General features: G+C 48.7%; 18 protein-coding genes and 1 tRNA gene. 5 read left to right on the plus strand and 14 right to left on the minus strand.

Translation table 11 applies throughout. The annotated features are described in order from the left end of the window. Positions 1–42 precede the first annotated feature (42 nt). From EZJ49_RS11090 to EZJ49_RS11100, 3 genes are read right to left on the minus strand one after another with little or no spacing between them, the layout of a single operon-like run. The gene (locus EZJ49_RS11090) at positions 43–1,602 is read right to left on the minus strand and encodes a DHA2 family efflux MFS transporter permease subunit (RefSeq protein ID WP_262552196.1); all 1,560 of its coding nucleotides are present in this window, start codon (positions 1,600–1,602) and stop codon (positions 43–45) included. Positions 1,603–1,622: 20 nt separating this feature from the next. After that, a complete protein-coding gene (locus EZJ49_RS11095; protein WP_262552197.1) occupies positions 1,623–2,471 on the minus strand; it encodes an HlyD family secretion protein in 849 nt (282 codons plus the stop codon). A gap of 11 nt (positions 2,472–2,482) precedes the next feature. Next, the gene (locus EZJ49_RS11100) at positions 2,483–3,802 is read right to left on the minus strand and encodes a TolC family protein (protein ID WP_262552198.1); all 1,320 of its coding nucleotides are present in this window, start codon (positions 3,800–3,802) and stop codon (positions 2,483–2,485) included. 86 nt (positions 3,803–3,888) lie between these two features. On the opposite strand from EZJ49_RS11100, the gene EZJ49_RS11105 reads away from it, so the two are divergent. Beyond that, positions 3,889–4,365, plus strand: a complete 477-nt coding sequence (locus EZJ49_RS11105; protein WP_262552200.1) for a MarR family winged helix-turn-helix transcriptional regulator — start codon at positions 3,889–3,891, stop codon at positions 4,363–4,365. Beyond that, positions 4,362–4,835 carry a nucleoside deaminase gene (locus tag EZJ49_RS11110; RefSeq protein WP_262552201.1) on the plus strand — a complete coding sequence of 158 codons (474 nt, stop codon included), beginning with the start codon at positions 4,362–4,364 and terminating at the stop codon, positions 4,833–4,835. Before EZJ49_RS11105 ends, EZJ49_RS11110 begins: the two co-directional genes overlap by 4 nt. Here the strand turns inward: EZJ49_RS11110 and EZJ49_RS11115 are convergent. The 3 genes from EZJ49_RS11115 to EZJ49_RS11125 all read right to left on the minus strand — a co-directional run bounded on the left by EZJ49_RS11115 (position 4,822) and on the right by EZJ49_RS11125 (position 7,293). Beyond that, positions 4,822–5,292 (minus strand): DUF4442 domain-containing protein, encoded by a 471-nt coding sequence (locus EZJ49_RS11115; protein ID WP_262552202.1) that lies wholly within the window; start codon positions 5,290–5,292, stop codon positions 4,822–4,824. The two genes, EZJ49_RS11110 and EZJ49_RS11115, sit on opposite strands and share 14 nt — an antisense overlap. Positions 5,293–5,367: 75 nt before the next feature. Further along, positions 5,368–6,630 (minus strand): APC family permease, encoded by a 1,263-nt coding sequence (locus tag EZJ49_RS11120; RefSeq protein WP_262552204.1) that lies wholly within the window; start codon positions 6,628–6,630, stop codon positions 5,368–5,370. Continuing rightward, positions 6,631–7,293, minus strand: a complete 663-nt coding sequence (locus EZJ49_RS11125) for a hypothetical protein (protein ID WP_262552205.1) — start codon at positions 7,291–7,293, stop codon at positions 6,631–6,633. Positions 7,294–7,570: 277 nt separating this feature from the next. Here EZJ49_RS11125 and EZJ49_RS11130 point away from each other — a divergent pair, with 277 nt between their 5' ends. Next, positions 7,571–7,945, plus strand: a complete 375-nt coding sequence (locus tag EZJ49_RS11130; RefSeq protein ID WP_262552207.1) for a hypothetical protein — start codon at positions 7,571–7,573, stop codon at positions 7,943–7,945. A gap of 32 nt (positions 7,946–7,977) precedes the next feature. Here the strand turns inward: EZJ49_RS11130 and EZJ49_RS11135 are convergent, their stop codons facing one another. From EZJ49_RS11135 to dacB, 5 genes are all read right to left on the minus strand, one after another. After that, positions 7,978–8,616 carry a carbonic anhydrase gene (locus EZJ49_RS11135; RefSeq protein ID WP_262552208.1) on the minus strand — a complete coding sequence of 213 codons (639 nt, stop codon included), beginning with the start codon at positions 8,614–8,616 and terminating at the stop codon, positions 7,978–7,980. A gap of 379 nt (positions 8,617–8,995) precedes the next feature. Beyond that, positions 8,996–9,304 (minus strand): terminase small subunit, encoded by a 309-nt coding sequence (locus tag EZJ49_RS11140; protein ID WP_262552209.1) that lies wholly within the window; start codon positions 9,302–9,304, stop codon positions 8,996–8,998. Between the two features lie 2 nt (positions 9,305–9,306). Next, the gene (locus EZJ49_RS11145; protein ID WP_262552211.1) at positions 9,307–9,651 is read right to left on the minus strand and encodes an FKBP-type peptidyl-prolyl cis-trans isomerase; all 345 of its coding nucleotides are present in this window, start codon (positions 9,649–9,651) and stop codon (positions 9,307–9,309) included. A gap of 43 nt (positions 9,652–9,694) precedes the next feature. Then, a complete protein-coding gene (locus tag EZJ49_RS11150; RefSeq protein ID WP_262552212.1) occupies positions 9,695–10,246 on the minus strand; it encodes a dihydrofolate reductase family protein in 552 nt (183 codons plus the stop codon). 3 nt (positions 10,247–10,249) lie between these two features. Next, positions 10,250–11,632: a D-alanyl-D-alanine carboxypeptidase/D-alanyl-D-alanine-endopeptidase gene (gene dacB, locus EZJ49_RS11155; protein ID WP_262552213.1), complete on the minus strand. Its 1,383-nt coding sequence runs from the start codon at positions 11,630–11,632 to the stop codon at positions 10,250–10,252. Positions 11,633–11,790: 158 nt separating this feature from the next. Between dacB and EZJ49_RS11160 the strand changes: the two genes are divergently transcribed. Next, entirely contained in the window at positions 11,791–12,525 is a 735-nt protein-coding gene (locus EZJ49_RS11160) for a substrate-binding domain-containing protein (RefSeq protein ID WP_262552214.1), read from the plus strand. Here the strand turns inward: EZJ49_RS11160 and EZJ49_RS11165 are convergent, their stop codons facing one another. The 3 genes from EZJ49_RS11165 to EZJ49_RS11175 form a co-directional block, all read right to left on the minus strand. Then, the gene (locus EZJ49_RS11165; protein WP_262552215.1) at positions 12,526–13,152 is read right to left on the minus strand and encodes a hypothetical protein; all 627 of its coding nucleotides are present in this window, start codon (positions 13,150–13,152) and stop codon (positions 12,526–12,528) included. A gap of 293 nt (positions 13,153–13,445) precedes the next feature. Beyond that, positions 13,446–13,532 (minus strand) — tRNA-Leu (locus EZJ49_RS11170). Positions 13,533–13,640: 108 nt separating this feature from the next. After that, positions 13,641–15,107: an anion permease gene (locus EZJ49_RS11175; RefSeq protein ID WP_262552216.1), complete on the minus strand. Its 1,467-nt coding sequence runs from the start codon at positions 15,105–15,107 to the stop codon at positions 13,641–13,643. 425 nt (positions 15,108–15,532) lie between these two features. On the opposite strand from EZJ49_RS11175, the gene EZJ49_RS11180 reads away from it, so the two are divergent. Beyond that, positions 15,533–16,336, plus strand: a complete 804-nt coding sequence (locus EZJ49_RS11180) for a TIGR02147 family protein (protein ID WP_262552217.1) — start codon at positions 15,533–15,535, stop codon at positions 16,334–16,336. The last annotated feature ends 188 nt before the right edge of the window (positions 16,337–16,524 follow it).

The following is a 16,524-nucleotide window of genomic DNA, read 5'->3' on the forward strand; positions in this document are numbered from 1 at the left end:
CGGGAATAAAAAAAGCAGACTTACAAGGTCTGCTTTTTTCGTTTAATGAGCATCCACGACCGTGGTGGTTTTTCCTTTAAAGCGAATCAAGGCCAGCGGGATGAATGCCGTTGCAAAAACAATCATCATCATAAACATCATCTGGGTAAAGCTTAACATAAAGACCTGATTCTGAATTCGCGCATACAGACTTTTCAGAGCCGCTTCAGTGCCCGTTGCCATTCCCAAACCGTCACTCATCTTCGTCCCCAAACTGTTGGCCGAGGAATAGTAAACATTCTGAGTATTGGCATTCAGAAGTGACACTTTGGAGGTCAGATCCAAATAATTCTGATGGCTGTTTTTATTTAGCATCGTTCCAATCAAGGCAATCCCGACACTGCCCCCGATCTGGCGTGACAGATTCAACAAACCTGAAACCTGCCCCATTTCGATACCTTTGAACTGGCTTAAGATCGAAGAGTTGATCGGCACAAAGATAAAGGCCATGCCAAATCCACGAATAAACAGCACACGCAACAGCTCCCCTTCCGAGGACAGCGGCGACAGAAGTGTCATGGAATACAAACAAAGCTCCAAAGACACCAGCCCCACAAAGATCAGCTTGCGCGGGTCCACACCACGATACATGGATTGCCCGATCATGGGCATCATCGCCGCCGTCAATAAAGACCCTGGAATAAACAACAACCCGATCTGAGTCGCATCATAGTGAAGTGTTCTGGAAACAAAAACCGGCAGGATAAAGACAACCCCATACAGGAAAAATCCAATCATCGACATCAGAAACACACCATTGCTGACAATCGGCTGCAAGAACAGTCGTACATTGATGATAGGATTCTTCACTCGCAGTTCCCACCACACAAACAGCGGCAGACTGACGACGGCAATAATCGAATTCAGAATGATAATATTGGAGGAGAACCAATCATCCGCCTCCCCACGCTCCAGAACGTATTGCAGACAGCCGATCCCCAGAACCAGGAAAGTCAGACCCCAAATATCCAGTTCCGGTTTTTCGTTTTCCTTACCGGGTTCCTTCTCGCGATCAAAGATCACAAGGCTGCCAATAAAGAGTGCAATGATCCCCAAGGGAAGATTGATATTGAAAATAGATCTCCACCCGAAGGTGTCTGTCAGATAGCCACCCAAAACAGGCCCCAGCGCTGGACCGATCATCACGCTCATCCCGAAGATCGCACCAGCAATGCCGGCCTTTTCCTTCGGGAACTGTTCATAAATCAAAGTCTGCGATGTCGGCAACAAAGCACCGCCCGCCATCCCCTGCAGAATTCGGAAAACAATCAGGGCTTCCAGATTTGGAGCCAGACCGCAGGCCACCGAAGTCAGTGTGAAAAGGGCAATACACCCCAGGAAATACACACGGCGCCCAATACGCTCCCCCAACCAGGCCGAAACCGGCAGAACAATGGCATTGGCAATGGCATAGCCCGTGATGACCATACTGATGTCCTCCAAGGTGGCACCCAGATTTCCCATCATGGACGACAGGGCCACATTCACGATGGAGGCATCGACGATCTCAAGCAAGGAGGCCATTACGGCCACCACGACTATCAGTACGGATTCTCTTTTCATAATAGCCTCGCGGCAAATTCCTAGTGCTTATGAACTTTCACGAACGCTGAAAGACCGGCTTTCAGAATTTCAACTTCCTCGGCCGAAACACCCTCAAAACGAATTTTCACCGGGACACGCTGGACCACTTTTGTGAAATTACCCGTGGCATTGTCCGGCGGAAGCAACGTGAAGGTCGCCCCGGTTGCGGAACTGATGGATTCCACAACACCGCCAAAGCTTTTGCCGGAAATCGCATCAACACTGATATCAACTTTTTTACCCAGCGCAACCCCTTCGATTTCCGTTTCCTTGAAGTTCGCGGTCACCCAGCGTTCGCCAGCATCCACAAAGCCGACTAAAGGCACACCCGGGGACGCCAGTTGCCCCACCTCAACGGATTTCTTGGCGATAAAACCATCCGAAGGAGCTTTGATTTTTGTATTTTGATAGTTCAGCTCTGCCTGTGCCACTTGCGCGGAAAGGGCTTCATATTTTGCTTTGGCTTCAGCCAGCGCTGTCGTGGACGCCTCAAACTGCTGTTGCGAAACCACGCCCTTGGAAAACAGTTCCTGGAAGCGGTGCTGGTTTTTTTCAAGATCGCGCTTTTTGGCTTCCATGGATGAAAGCTCCCCACGCACCTGACGCAGGTGGTTCTGATAATCGCGATCATCAATTTCCACCAGAAGGTCGCCCTTTTGAACTTTCATTCCTTCCGTAATATGAACCGCATTGACATATCCACCCACCTTGGCCGCAATCATGACGGAATGAGCTTCGACCTGTGCATTGTCCGTGGTCACGTACATAAAGTGTTCATAGATGAAATAGGTCGCAACCAATAAAACTGCAACCCCGGCACCTGCTAAAATCTTTTTCTTCTTATCCATGTTCCTGATCCTTAATTAAACTGAACCAACTGCTGACCCGTGCTCATTTCCAAATTCACGATGGCTTCTATCGCGCCGATCTGAGCATTCACGACACCGGCACGAGCCCTGAACAACTCGGCCTCGGCATCCAGCACATCTGTATTTGTTCGCGCGCCCACGCGCTGCCCCTCGCGGGCCAGACGCACACTTTCCTCTGATTTCTGAACGTCGCTCAGGCGAGCTTCGTACACAGCACAGTAGTAAAGATACTTTTTCTTCCACAAATCAAAATCACGCTGGGCCCTAAGTTCGGCCTGTCGCAGAGCTTTTTCCGCCTGATATTTCTGTTCGATGCTTTGTTTGGATTTTGCAATCGAGGTCATTCCGTCAAACAGATTCCAATTCAAAGTCACACCGACCTGATAGGCATCGCGGAAGTTTTCATAGTCATCGAACCGATCATTGCGATTATTGTAGTACTGGTACTGCCCCACCAAAGCGATGCGCGGCACCCAGTACTTTTCCGCAGAGTCCTCTTGATGAGCAAAGCCTTCCGCCTTCTGGCGCAAAGCCTGCAAATCCTTACGATCCGCGATTTCAGCCTTTTCAAGCTTTGTCACCAGCTCAGGCTTCAGACGCGGCAAAACCCCGTCCACATCCGGGACATCCTGATCCATTCCCAGCGCTTCACTAAGACGTCCCCGGCTCAGCTCCACATTGTCGGCGGCATTAAGCAGTTCGGATTGCGCTTCGCTCATCTGAACTTCCACGCGCAGAACATCGTAGTTGGTGGACGATCCGACTTTTTTAAACAGACGGACATCCTTCAGATGATCCTCCAGTGCGCGCACGTTTTGTTCGGCCACAGATTTTAATTCTTTGGCGGCCAGAGCCTTATAGAAAAGCACGGTCACTTCACGCTGCACCTGAAACCGGGTCCAGTCGAAATCATTTTTAGCCGATTCCTTAAAGGCATCGGCACTGAGATATCTGTTTGTACTGGAAAAACCATCAAAGACCGACCACTGGGCAGTAATATAGGCATTGGTCGTTGGCACCACCTGAGGAATGGACAGCGCCGATCCCATCAAGTCCACATCGAGCAAGGCATACTTTTTATCAAAAAGATAACTGGCCTGCGCCGACACAGTCGGTAAAAAGCCTGAATAGCTTTCCGTTTTCTTCCAACTGGTTTCACGGTACTGGGATTCCGACCTTTGCACTTTTGGGGATTGGGCCAAAGCTTCCTTCAGGGCCTCTTGCAAGCGAAGACTTTCCGCCCGGGCAAAAGAGGACGATGTAAGCAGGGCACCAACAACAAGAAATCTGCTGATATTGTGTGTGATCATAAGCCACCTAATCTTTCTTCGTTCTACGCCCAAACAGTTTGCGTTGCAAACGATTTGTGATACTATCTATCAAACAGGAGGTGTTCTTGAAAAAACCGGCAAAACCCATCCCTCATTGCGAGAGCACCTTTATTAATCCTGCCCTTAAAGTTTATTTTGGCTATTGCCTTAATAAAGCCGCCCTGAAATACAAGACCATGACAGCTCAGGCATTGGCCCACTATGGTATAGTGACCCCGCAATTGGGAATTATGAAGCTCCTTCAGATTCAGGGGCCCAAGAGTCAAATAACACTGGGTCAGGAGATGTTTATAGACAAAGCTTCCATGGTTAAGTTCATCGACGGACTGGAGAAAATCAAATATGTCCGCCGAATCCCCGCCTCCGGCGATCGCCGTATTAAAATGGTCGAATTAACCCCCAAAGGACAAAAGGGTCTGGAAGCGCTGGTCAAAGTACAGAAAGAAATGGAAAATGAATTCCTGTCCCCTTTGACTGCCAAAGAAAAAGAACTGATAAAGGAAATTCTTCCCAAACTTCTTATTCAACAGGACCCGACATGAACGCAGATCAAATTCGTTTTTTGGAAATGGCTGTCAATCTGGCAGCGGAAAACCTGCAAGAACACCAGGGCCGCCCCTTTGGTGCCGTTCTGGTTAAGGACGGTGAAGTGATCGCCACAGGAGTGAATGACATTCTGGCGACCTTCGATCCCACGGCTCACGCAGAGCTGTCAGCCATGAGATCCGCCAGCCAGGTCCTAAGATCCCCGCGCCTTGATGGCTGTGTGATTTACGCCAGCGGCCAGCCTTGCCCGATGTGCCTTAGCGCCATGCACATGACAGGAATCAAAGAAGTGTATTTTGTACTTTCAAATGCCGACGGTGAACCTTACGGACTGTCCACGGCAAAGATTTATGAAGAAATGCAAAAGCCCCTGGGACTGCAAAGTATCAATATTCAACAACACTCTTTGACCGGGGCTTTGGACCGACTCTACGGCGGCTGGAACAGACTGACTAAGAAGACTTAGAGTCTTCTTTGGTCTTGTCTTTACGGCGAATATAAAGAACCTTGTCCACCTCGGCCACGACCTCGTTTTGTTCATCCATAATTTGCACTGTAAAAACAGGTTCGACCTTATAATCCCGGGCAGCCTGTTCTTTGATCGACGCCAGCTCGGCATCAGTCACAGCAAAGCGTGCACGAATACGCCCCTTGCCGGGCTTCTTAAAGCGAATGGTGGCAGCCTTGTCCCAGACAATATAGTCACGCCCCAACTTTTGAATCAGAATCAACATGATAAAAGGATCAGTCATGGAATACATCGAGCCACCGAAGTGGGTTCCCACATAGTTCGCATTCCAAAAACGCAGCTTCATTTCGACATCAATATAATCAAAACGAGGAGCCACCTTCTTAACACGAATGCCCGCACCGACAAAGGGCGGCCAAAAACTCATAAACTTAATCACCCAAGGACGCATCATGCTGAAAACTCCCTTTAGAAAAATTCTAAAGAGAACTTCCTTGTGTTGTCAGCCAATTTATTCAGGACAAGCCCTCTAAGCTCGCCGCCGGTGCAAAATCTGATACACAAGCAGGATAAAGACAACGATACCACAGCCAACGTAATAGACCTGTTCTTCAAAATGAAAAAGAAAAAATAAAACAATCGCCGTGGCCAATACGGGCAGAACCGGCCATCCCCTTATCGCCCCCGGAATCATAAAGGGTCTTTGGCGGTGCGGCTCCTTCCGACGAAAATAAATCACCGTCACATTGATCACGATAAAAACGATCATCGTCACAAAAGACGAAACACTGGCGATGATTTCAACTTTCTTTAACGGTAAAAAAATCAAAGAAAGAAAAAAGACCAAAACAGATGCTAACCACGGACTTTGTCGCTTTGGCATTATCTGTGAAAACATTTGCGGCAGATCCCGACCGCGCGCCATCCCCAGTGTGATTCGACTGGCGGCCAGCAAGGCAATCATCACGGTGTTGGCAGTGGCGAATAAAGCAATACCACCCAAGGCCTGCGCTCCGCTGACGGATTCTTTTCGCAGTGCCTGACTTAAAACGGCATCCGATTTTTGCAGATCTTGCGGGCTCATAAAGGCCAGGGCTGACAGCCCCACCAAAACATAGACCACCATGGTCAGCGCCAGACTCAGTAAAATCGCCCGGGGAATGTTCTTTTCCGGATTTTTGGTTTCCTCTGATAAGGTCACCATGCTTTCAAAACCAAGATAAGCAAAGAATATCAAAGATGCACCGGTCACAACCTCCCAGGACACCGAAGCGGAAAGAGCCTTGCCGAAATCAGGCTGCTGGACACCAAAGTATATAAAAATAATTAATCCAGAAACTTCAACCACAGTAAAAAGAATGTTCACCCATCCCGACTGACGAATGCCCCAGATATTGACCAGCGTGAAAAAAACCAGGATCGCCACCGCGATCAGAACCTCGGAAATTTTCCAAAAATCCTGCACATAGGCCGCAAACGCCAGAGACACCGTTGCCGCCGTGCAAATAGCGGCAAAAATCATCAGACATCCACACAAAAAAGCCAGAATCCGATGCTGCGGAAAGATCGTCTTCAGATAGATATACTCAGCTCCGGCCTGTGGAAAAAGAGTCGCAAGCTCTGCATAGGATAAGGCCGTCAACAGAGCCGCCACAGCAGTTAAAATAAAACTTAACCACAACCCTTCCTGTGCCACACCGGCGGCCTTACCGACAATAGAGTAAACTCCCGCCCCCAGAATCATTCCGGTGGCATAAAATGTCAGCATTATCAGGCCCAGTGACTTTTGCACCTAGTAACCCTCTTCAATTTCCTGCTTTACACTCATGACCAGCCGGTCCTTGTCATAAATATATTCCGCCGGATAGAGAGCTCCGCCATCCGTTCGCAAAGACGCCAGAATACGGGCATAGAGTTCCGCCGCATGCAGCCCCTGATCTGCGACAGTTTTAAACTTGGCGCGGACTTTGGAACTGCGGCGACTGATGTTGACATAGATTCCATCCATGCGGCGCTCAACCTCCTGCGCAACGCAGGGAAGGTCCACCGGCACACCGCACTTTTGATCCGCAGGCACAAAGTCCGTCACCTCTTCCGTCAGATCAGCAATAGACCCGGTGTGCTGATTAGCTAAATTCACCAAGCGACCGGCCACATAGATCATCTTGTTGGCATAATGCTCTTCACGCTGCTTTTTATTTTTCAAATAAGTGTGTGTCTGTGCCGCAGAATTGGCATAGGCCTTATAGGCCGTCTTGTAGCCATTTAAGTCCGACACCAACAACAGCCTGTCGATGTCGGTCAGCTGGCCGGAATTAAAAAGATTCTCCACCAGTTGTGTAACTCTTTGATGAGCCTGATCCCAAGCCAGATCCGCCTCTTTCGGCGTTACCGCAAAAGACGGACTGGTCAGGAAAAATCCAATAAGCACTGCAGAAAGAAAGCCGGAAATCATAAATCACCTCTTTCTTATAAAGACGAAAAAGCTCCTTTTAGATGATCTTAAAGAAGATGAGACTTCATTGAAGCAGAAAGGTCGAATACTTCCAAAGAACATGGCCCCGGCCCGCCCATTGTCCTTGTCAAAAACAAGGTCTGACTTAGGCACCATTCTTAGAAAATTTACGGACCATAAGCCTCAAGCGGAAGATCACGGGTGGCTCTGGGGCCCCTAGACCCTTGATCGAATTCTGACTTGTTAAATGGCCTCTTTTTGCTTCACAATAGGAAGTATGAAAAGACTATTGATTCCCACCCTGATTTTCATTGCCGGTTGCTCCAGCCAACCCAAAGCCACCCCAGAAGAGGTCGAAGCAAACCTTCCCAAAGCATCTCCTCCCCGCGGAGGCACCACCACAACTTACGGGGGACATGCAGCTCCAAATGCCATCGAGCTGACTCCAGCCAAAGAGGCCCTGCCCGTAATTGAAGGGAAACGCTGCGACACCCCGCTGGGCACAATTCCAGATGGCGGCAAAGCCACAGGGTACCTGCAAGCGGTCGTGCCTGCGGATGACATCTGCATTTCAGACACAATCACATGTAAAGATGGTGTGTGGTCAGGGCAGGCCATTCATCCGACCTGCAAAAAAGAAAAGTCCAAGTAAAGAAAAAGGCGCTTACCACGCCTTTTTTATTTTTACAGATTTAGTTCAGCAAATGCCCGAGTGGCTTCGTCATAGTACCAGAGCTGTCCACTTTCCAGATCAAAGTAAACCCCCAAAAGCTGCAAACCACGAGCCTGTACAGCATCTTCAACAAACGGGAATGTTCTTAAGTTTTCAAGTGACGTCACGATGGATTCTTTTTCACACTCGCGACACAAAGTATCCACATCCGCATGCGGGGCACGCACCAGAACCTTTTCGCGGGCATCGCTGGCGATGGTCATCCATTGCGCCACAAAGCCGTCCTTCTTCACGTTTTCTGTCTGAAACAGGGCTCTGATCCCGCCGCACTGACGGTGCCCCAGCACCACAATATTTTCGACTTTCAAATTCACCACCGCAAATTCAATCGCCGAACTCACCCCGTGGAACCCAATAGATGATTCAAACGGCGGCACCAGATTGGCAACGTTGCGGATACAAAAAATATCCCCCGGCGAAGACGAGAACAAAATTGCAGGATCCACACGGGAATCACTGCAGGCGATCATCAAAGTCTTGGGGCTCTGACCACTGCTGGCCAAACGATTATAGACAGAGGACTCTTCATTAAAAAAGCGGTCGTGAAATCGGCGGAAGCCGGCATACATCTTGAGGATTTCTTTTTTCACTGGCGATCCTAGCTTTGAAGGTGATGTTTATTTCTGTACCACCACGGGAGGATCATGAAAAGGACAAATACACGCTTGGGAAAGGAAAAGTGTAAAAAAAGAGGGGCATTAGCCCCTGCTCAGCGTCATCTATTCGAGATGAGCTAAACAGGACAGAAGAGTTGAGTTTTGCATCTCAAGATCTGTTGATTCACCGAACAATCTTACTTTTAGGGATGAAAGAAATTCCATCATCGAAGCCTCCTTTTTTTGTTATTGCTTCATGGACACACAATAACAGAATCCCACTGGCAGGAGTGAGGCCATTTATGGAATTCAGATATGCACTACATGCATACTTAAGCTATTAATATGTCCAAACTATAGACACTCTCGGCATTCAAAAATCCTGTAAACCCAGGATCTCTTTGCAGGATTCCATATGCCGTTCGATTTCAGCCAGGGACTTTTCAAGCTTCAGCATATCCCTCTCATCAACCTCGGCCTCCATCGCGGCCAGCACTATCGGATGCTTTTTCAGCCACTGCCCCTGTTTGGAAGCGTAGTTTTCCGGAACCCCGGAGCGAAATGCCGCCATACGAGCATTGCCGTCCTTTAGATATTCCACGATAAATTTCAACGTCTCTAACGTCAGAAGTTTGCGATGAGCTTTAAGTCTGGAGGAAAACCCAACCTGCCTGATTCTCATAATCAACTTTCGCGCGGACGAACTTCAATCATTTCAACATCGAAGATCAGGTTGGAATGAGGTGCAATATGCGGCCCCTTTTGGCGCTCCCCATAGGCCAGATGTGCCGGAACAAACAAAGTGCGCTTTCCGCCCTCTTTCATCCCCATCAGACCGATATCCCAGCCTTTGATCACACGCCCGGCACCGATAACAAACTGAAATGGTCTGCCGTGATCGTAAGATGAATCAAACTTGGTGCCGTCCTCAAGACGCCCTTCATAATTGCAGATAACCAGAGCGCCCTTTACGACCTCAACGCCAGTGCCGACAACAGTGTCCGTGATTACAAGTTCATTTTTATTCATAACAGGAAGACTACTGCGAACTCACGCTTTTAGTCAAAAGAACTCAAAGCCCGGGAGCCGGGACTTCATAATGAAGCTCAACAAATGGATTTCGATCCAAAACAGCCTTCAGCTTCATGGGAGGGTTCATCGTGCGTGGAAACAGCGGCGCCCCGGACGACAAGGTCACCGGTGCAATATTTAAAACCACTTCGTTTAAAAACCCCTGATCGTAAAACTTTGCAGCCAGCTCTCCGCCGCCCATGATCCAGATATTTTTTCCGGCAGCAATTTCTTTCATCTCGTAATACACCGGCTTAACATCGCCTTTTACAAAGCGAACATCCGCACCCGGAAAAAGCGGCAGGTTGCGGGTGGTAAAAACCCAGGATGGCATTTGATAAGGCCAAGGCTCGGGCTTGTCTTTCTTTAGTAAATGGTCATACAGCCACATATAGGTCGTTGAACCCATTGCAATGGCGCCGATATCGCGAATGAAGGATTCAAAATCCGGAGCACCAGAGCCCCCATCAAACTGAAAAAGCCATTCCAAAGAATTGTTCTGATCGGCAATAAATCCATTCAGACTGGTGGCACCGTAATAAATGGTTTTCATACTTTAGGTCCCCTCATACATTTGCAGTTCTTTTTCCACCACATTCACCAGCAGCTCATCATAAAAGCGCATCACATTGCGGTCCGAGCCGGAGCCATTGTACATAAAGCTGAAATTAAAAATACGTCCGTCCGATCCCTTGACTCTGCCCACCATGGTGATCACGTTTTTCATATAGCCGGTCTTGGCCTTCACCCATTCAATGCTCTTCGAGGCCAGGCCACGCTTCTTAAGCGTTCCATCAACACCCGAAATTGGCAACGAGTCCATAAACACCGGTCTCAACTTTTCATCTGAAACCACGCTGGATAAGATTTTTAACATATTCCGCGAAGAGGTTTGATTGCCATGATTCAACCCCGCCGGATTCAGGAACGTAATGCTGCCTTTGGGAAGATTCATTCCCAGCAATTGCTGATTGATAATTTCAACCCCTTCAGACACTGAGGCCTTGCGATGGTGCTTGATCGCAATTTGCGTGGCCAGCATTTCAGCCACCACATTGTTGGATTCCTTATTCAAGTCCGCCAGCAATTCCGCAATAGTCCTTCCGGAGTGAGTCGCCACAGTCACCGCGTCCGCCGGAGCTTTCCCCAGCTTTACTTTTCCTGTCACCTGAATGCCCTTTTGTTTCAAGTGATACTTCAGGGCCTGCCCGGACCATTTCGCCGGACTGGAAACATTTTTTTCAAACTCGTATTCTGTGTATCCACGTCCCAAGGTTCCCTTGACATACAAAACCTCCTGCCCGGAGGACAATTTGCGTCTTTCGGCGATCACCCCATTGGCAGACCCTTTGACCGTTTTAATATGTCCGACAATTTTAATATAATCATTGGCCGGAACCATTTGAAGTTTTGCATTCTTTCCTAACGGACCGGGCTGAACCAGCACCTTAAAGGAATTCCAATGAAAACTCATCGCTCCGATACGGGCATCATGAAGAGCATCCACCCGGTCATAATCACGACTGTCGTAACGGACCTGTTCAAAAAGAGATTCATCAACAACAAGATCACCCTGAATCTTTTTAATTTTCCTCTGTTGAAGCCTGGCTGCCAGATCCATCATTCCTGCAACACCAAATGACGGATCTCCTCCACCAATCAGATACAAGTCACCTTTGTAGGTGCCGCCCCTGGGGGTATTTGCCATCTTAACCGTTGTTTCAAAGCGCTCTTTGGCCCCGAAGTTACTTAAGACACTCATGGAGGTGATGACTTTGGACACGGAGGCAAGACTCATACGCTGGTCCGAATTGATATCGACCAAGGTCTTGGGGATTTTATCAGCACTGACAATAAGGGCTGACAAATCGGAAATGGAAATATTGTATTTTTGCGCTGAACGAACAACTTCCGCACTGTAGTCCGTCGCCCATACCATCGGACTTATCTGCAACGCACAGAAAAAAGAAAAAATGCTTCGCCAGAACATACTTTAAGAATACGCAGCCCTGCGCCTTCACACAACCCTGAATTGTTATATTTTTCCTTTGCGAGTTTACTTCGTTTCACAGAGGATAAACACATCCGGAGGTCTTCATGCTGTCCACTCTTGCCATCACATTTGCCCTTTCATTTTCCGCTAATGCTGAAACTTCACTGCAAGTTTATGGACCGGGCGGACCAGCTCCCGCCATGAAGGCTTGCGCCACAGCTTACGAAAAATCCACTGGCACCAAAGTTCAGATCACAGCAGGCCCCTTGGACAAATGGCAGAAACAGTCAGACAGTGCTGATCTTTTTTATTCCGGATCTGAAAACATGATGGATTCTTTCACAGAAAAAATCCCCAATCTGGATGCTGCGAGCATTCAGACCCACTACCTACGCCCCTCCGCAATCCTGGTTCGTCCAAAGAATCCATTGAAAGTTCGGGGCATCAAGGATTTAGTGAATAAAAAAATGAAGATCATCGTCGTCAATGGCGCAGGCCAGATCGGAATGTGGGAAGATATCGTCGGCGGACTTAAAAGTGCCGAAGCATTAAATAAATTTCGCGCTAACATTGTTTTTGCCGCAAAGAACACCGGCGAAGCCGAGACAAAATGGAAAGAGGATTCCAGCATTGATGCCTGGCTGGTCTTTAATATCTGGGGCACCAGAAACCCCGACATTGCTGACATCGTTCCCACCGAGAGGAATTTAACAATCTACCGATCCATGGGAACTGCCGTTGCGAAGAACACAAAGCAAAAAGAGGCAGTCTTAAAATTCGTGGATTTTGTAAAGTCCAAAGACTGCCGCAGGCTTTTTGAAAAGGAAGGCTGGTTCTAGCTATCTCAAGATACCCGTGGAAGTCATGGAGTCGATCTTATCGATGTACATCAACTTCAGGGTAAAGAGATCTCCGGCGCTCAAACCCCGGTCGTCCCACTTGCGGGTCACACAATAGCTCATGATCGAGTCCGCATCATATTCCGTGTAGCCGAAGCCCCACTTCATATCCTCTTTTTCTTTGCCACCAATAGTGCATGTGGAATGAGGATGATCGTGTTCGTGGTATAGACCGGCGATATGACCAAATTCGTGCACTACAGTTGATCTGTTAAGACCTCCAGCGAAGAAGTGCATGACGCCCGCGGTTTCAGGAAAATCCTTGGAGACATAGACAAGCTGATATCCAATGGATGCACTGGCAAGTGTACCACCCAGCCATTTCAACGCATTTTTCGGGCGATAATTGATGATCACTTTACTGTTATCACCACGAACACAGTTTTCAAATCCGACAAAGTGAATCCCTGTGCGCGAAGGGGTAAACTCATCCTCGACCCAGCGGCGAACCTGTTCTTTGTTTTCAAGACTCCATGTGGACCGGCGATATGCATCCTTGGAGTTCGCAACGGGGTTGGCAAAACAGACTTTTACAGCCTCTGGATGCCAGCGACGCCATGTAAACATGCCGGCCTGAGCCTGCCCTGCCGCGCTTAAAATCATCAATAATAGTAAAGCTCTTATTTTCACATCACACCTGTCCGAAGTAGTCCAAAAGAGTGATGCAAGTGATTCGCCACCGCCAGATACAACATATTAGAGACGGTGCCAGCCCCCGGTTTAGGCTATAGACAACCGGTTACAAATCGCGACAACAGACAAGGGTGTGTTTATGTGCATTTTGACTATGCAAGTTTCATATCCAGTTTCGCCCTGCTTGGTAGAACAAAAAAAAGCCGCTATAAGAGCGGCTTTTTTAGTGGTGCGCGAGGGGGGACTTGAACCCCCACAGGATTGCTCCCACAGGCTTCTGAGACCTGCGTGTCTACCAATTCCACCACCCGCGCATCGAATGGAAAATCAATCTTGAACTATTTTTTCACAACTTAGAACTGTTTTCGCAGACGGTCATAAAAGGATTTTCAGGATGCCCAGATAATAGGCTCCGCCAGCCCCTACCAATACCCCAACACCTTCCACCAAACAGCCGAACCGACGGCGAAAACCAGCAAATTTAACACAGTGACGACAAAACCCCATTTCCACCACTCGCCCATGCTGACATAACCCGAACCAAACAGAACCGGTGCCGAGCCTGTCCCGTAATGCGTAAGCGACGCACACAATGACGATGCAAACCCCAGAAACAGACCAAACATCAATGGCGGAGCCCCCAAGGCCACCCCCACCCCAAAGAAGGAGGCAAACAACGCCGAGATATGAGCCGTGTTACTGGCAAAGAAATAATGGATAAACACATAAAGCAGAACCAGAATCGCCGCCGCTTCAAACCACCCCAGGCCCCAGTGAGCAATCGAGGATTCCACCGTCTTTGAAAACCACCCCACAACACCGAGCTTATTCAAGAAGGTCGCCATCATCACCAGAGAAGAAAACCAAGTGACCGTATCCCACGCACCTTTTTCTTTTAAAAGATCATCCCAGGTCAAAACACCACTGAACAGCAGCACTCCCAGGCCCACAAAGGCCCCGGCCGTCGCATCCACCTTTAAAAGCGGATCATCAGACAGCAGTTCCGGCCCACCCGCCCAGATAAAGAGCAGCAGAAAGAAAACCCCGATCAGAATTTTCTCATCCAGTTTCAACGGCCCCAGCTCATCCAATTTCTTTTTCGCATAACCGGCAGCATCCGGAGTTTCCTTGATCTGCGGAGGATACAACTTGTAAAGCACCCACGGAATAATCAAAATCGCCAGCACCCCCGGCACAATCGCCGCCAGGGCCCACTGCCCCCAGGACACCTCAATATTGGCAATATCGCGAATCCCGGCTGTCACTAACGGATTCGGAGCCGTCGCTGTCACAAACATCGCTGAAGTGATCACGTTGATCTGATAAGCCACCAAGGTCAGAAACGCGCCGACCTTCAAACGGCTGGCCTCATCAGGCAACGACCCCATGGATTCAGAGATTGAACGGTTGATGGGATACAGCACCCCGCCACCGCGGGCCGTATTACTGGGCATCACAGGTGACAAGACCAGCTCAGCAAACGAAAGTCCGTAGCTAATACCCAGGGTCTTCTTACCGATAGCGCGCACAAAGTGATACGCCACCCGCGATCCCAAACCGGTTTTGATAAATGCACGAGAAATAAAAAATGAAATTCCGATCAACCAGATCAGCGTGTTGGAATACCCGCTTAAGGCATCAGCCATGGCTTTGGCCGGATTCCCCGGACTGGTCACCTGTGTAATCCCAACCAGCAAAATCCCGATCATGGCAGCTCCTCCAATAGGCAGGGCCTTGCCAATGATGGCGACGATAGTGCCAACAAAAATCCCCAGCAAGCGCCACGCATTGATGTCCACCCCTTCCGGCGGAGCCATCACAAACCAGAATAAACCTGTCACAACAAAGGCAATAAGAGCCGGGATGACTTTCACATGGGGTAACTTCATCGGTGTCCTCATCTGTCTAATTACAAACAGAATACGCTTTAATATTCCGCAAAGGATAGAAGAAACTTATCGACCTTCTGCGGAACTGTCAGAGGTCATCAGCCCCGCAAGCCTGCCTGCATACTGCAATCTTTACCAAAAACCGGGGTTCAAAAGGAACGACACCCGACCTTCCGAATCCGCATATTTTCCGACGATTTGAAAAAACGGAAAGTCCGCAAAAAGCTCTCATATCGCATTTAAATGGCTCTCATCACGATTCTGAGCCTGGCTTGTATATCTTTCTTAAGTGCCTAGATTCACGATAGGTTCCAAAATCGGAATGTCGTGGAATAACCCGGAACAAAATGCAAACTCGATCAGCCTCCCCTAGATGACTTCGCGAAAATCAGATATATAAAAGCCACTCATTAGGGAGCATCGATATGACCAAGAAGCACCACTATAGAGACTATATCCTGAAGGAACTTGAACGCCGTCAGCGCAAGAACCCTTCGTACTCACTTCGCGCTTTTTCCAGAGATCTGGAAGTGCCTTGTTCACGCCTTTCCGAGATTCTTAACGGCAAAGTCGGACTGTCTGAAAGCCGTGCGGTGAATCTGGCTTCAAAGCTGAATCTGTCTCCGTCTGAACAGGAATTCTTTGTCGATCTGGCTTTGTCAGAACATGCCCGCAGTGCGGTTTTGCGAGAAATGGCAGCACAGCGGGTGAAAGCCCGTGAAGAGGCCTTTGGCAAAATCGGCGAAGAACAGTTTGCCGTGATCTCTGACTGGTATCACACAGCGATCACACAGATTCTTTTGCTTAAGGACTTTGACCCTTCCGTTGAAAACATCGCACAACGCCTGGGACTAAGCCAGGATATCGTTGAAAAAGCACTGGAGCGTTTGGAATCCCTGAAGCTTGTGATGAAAACGCCGGAAGGCCGCTGGGTGGCGGATGACGGAAAGTATTCCTCCACTTACGGCGGTTCATCGGAAGCAGCTCGCAGCTATTTCCTACAAATGCAGACCAAAGCTGTTGAGGCAATGAGTGCCGATAATAAACGGCGCTGGGATATGGGGTGCACAATGGTTCCCACCAATCGCGACAAGGCCAAGGAAGTCGCGCAGAAAATCCGCCAGTTCCGTCTGGAGCTGATGCAGGAACTGCAAGACTGCGAGGACAAGGACTCTTTATTCGCTCTTTCCACCAGCTTCTTTGAAATGACCGACCTACAAACTCACTAAGAACAAAAGGCGTGGCTCAACACCACGCTTTTTTTATTTTTTAAAATCCGAAATTTCCCTCACCCGTTTGGCTTATCCCTAAACAAGAAAAACGGGAACAATATTAAACCTTTGCAAATCTCAAAAAAACCAGACTGGATCTTCATCCTGTTTCTCTTTGCAACTCCTTAACAATGGAACACAAAGGA

This window comes from Bdellovibrio bacteriovorus (assembly GCF_025558485.1).
Classification (GTDB): Bacteria; Bdellovibrionota; Bdellovibrionia; order Bdellovibrionales; family Bdellovibrionaceae; genus Bdellovibrio; species Bdellovibrio bacteriovorus_G.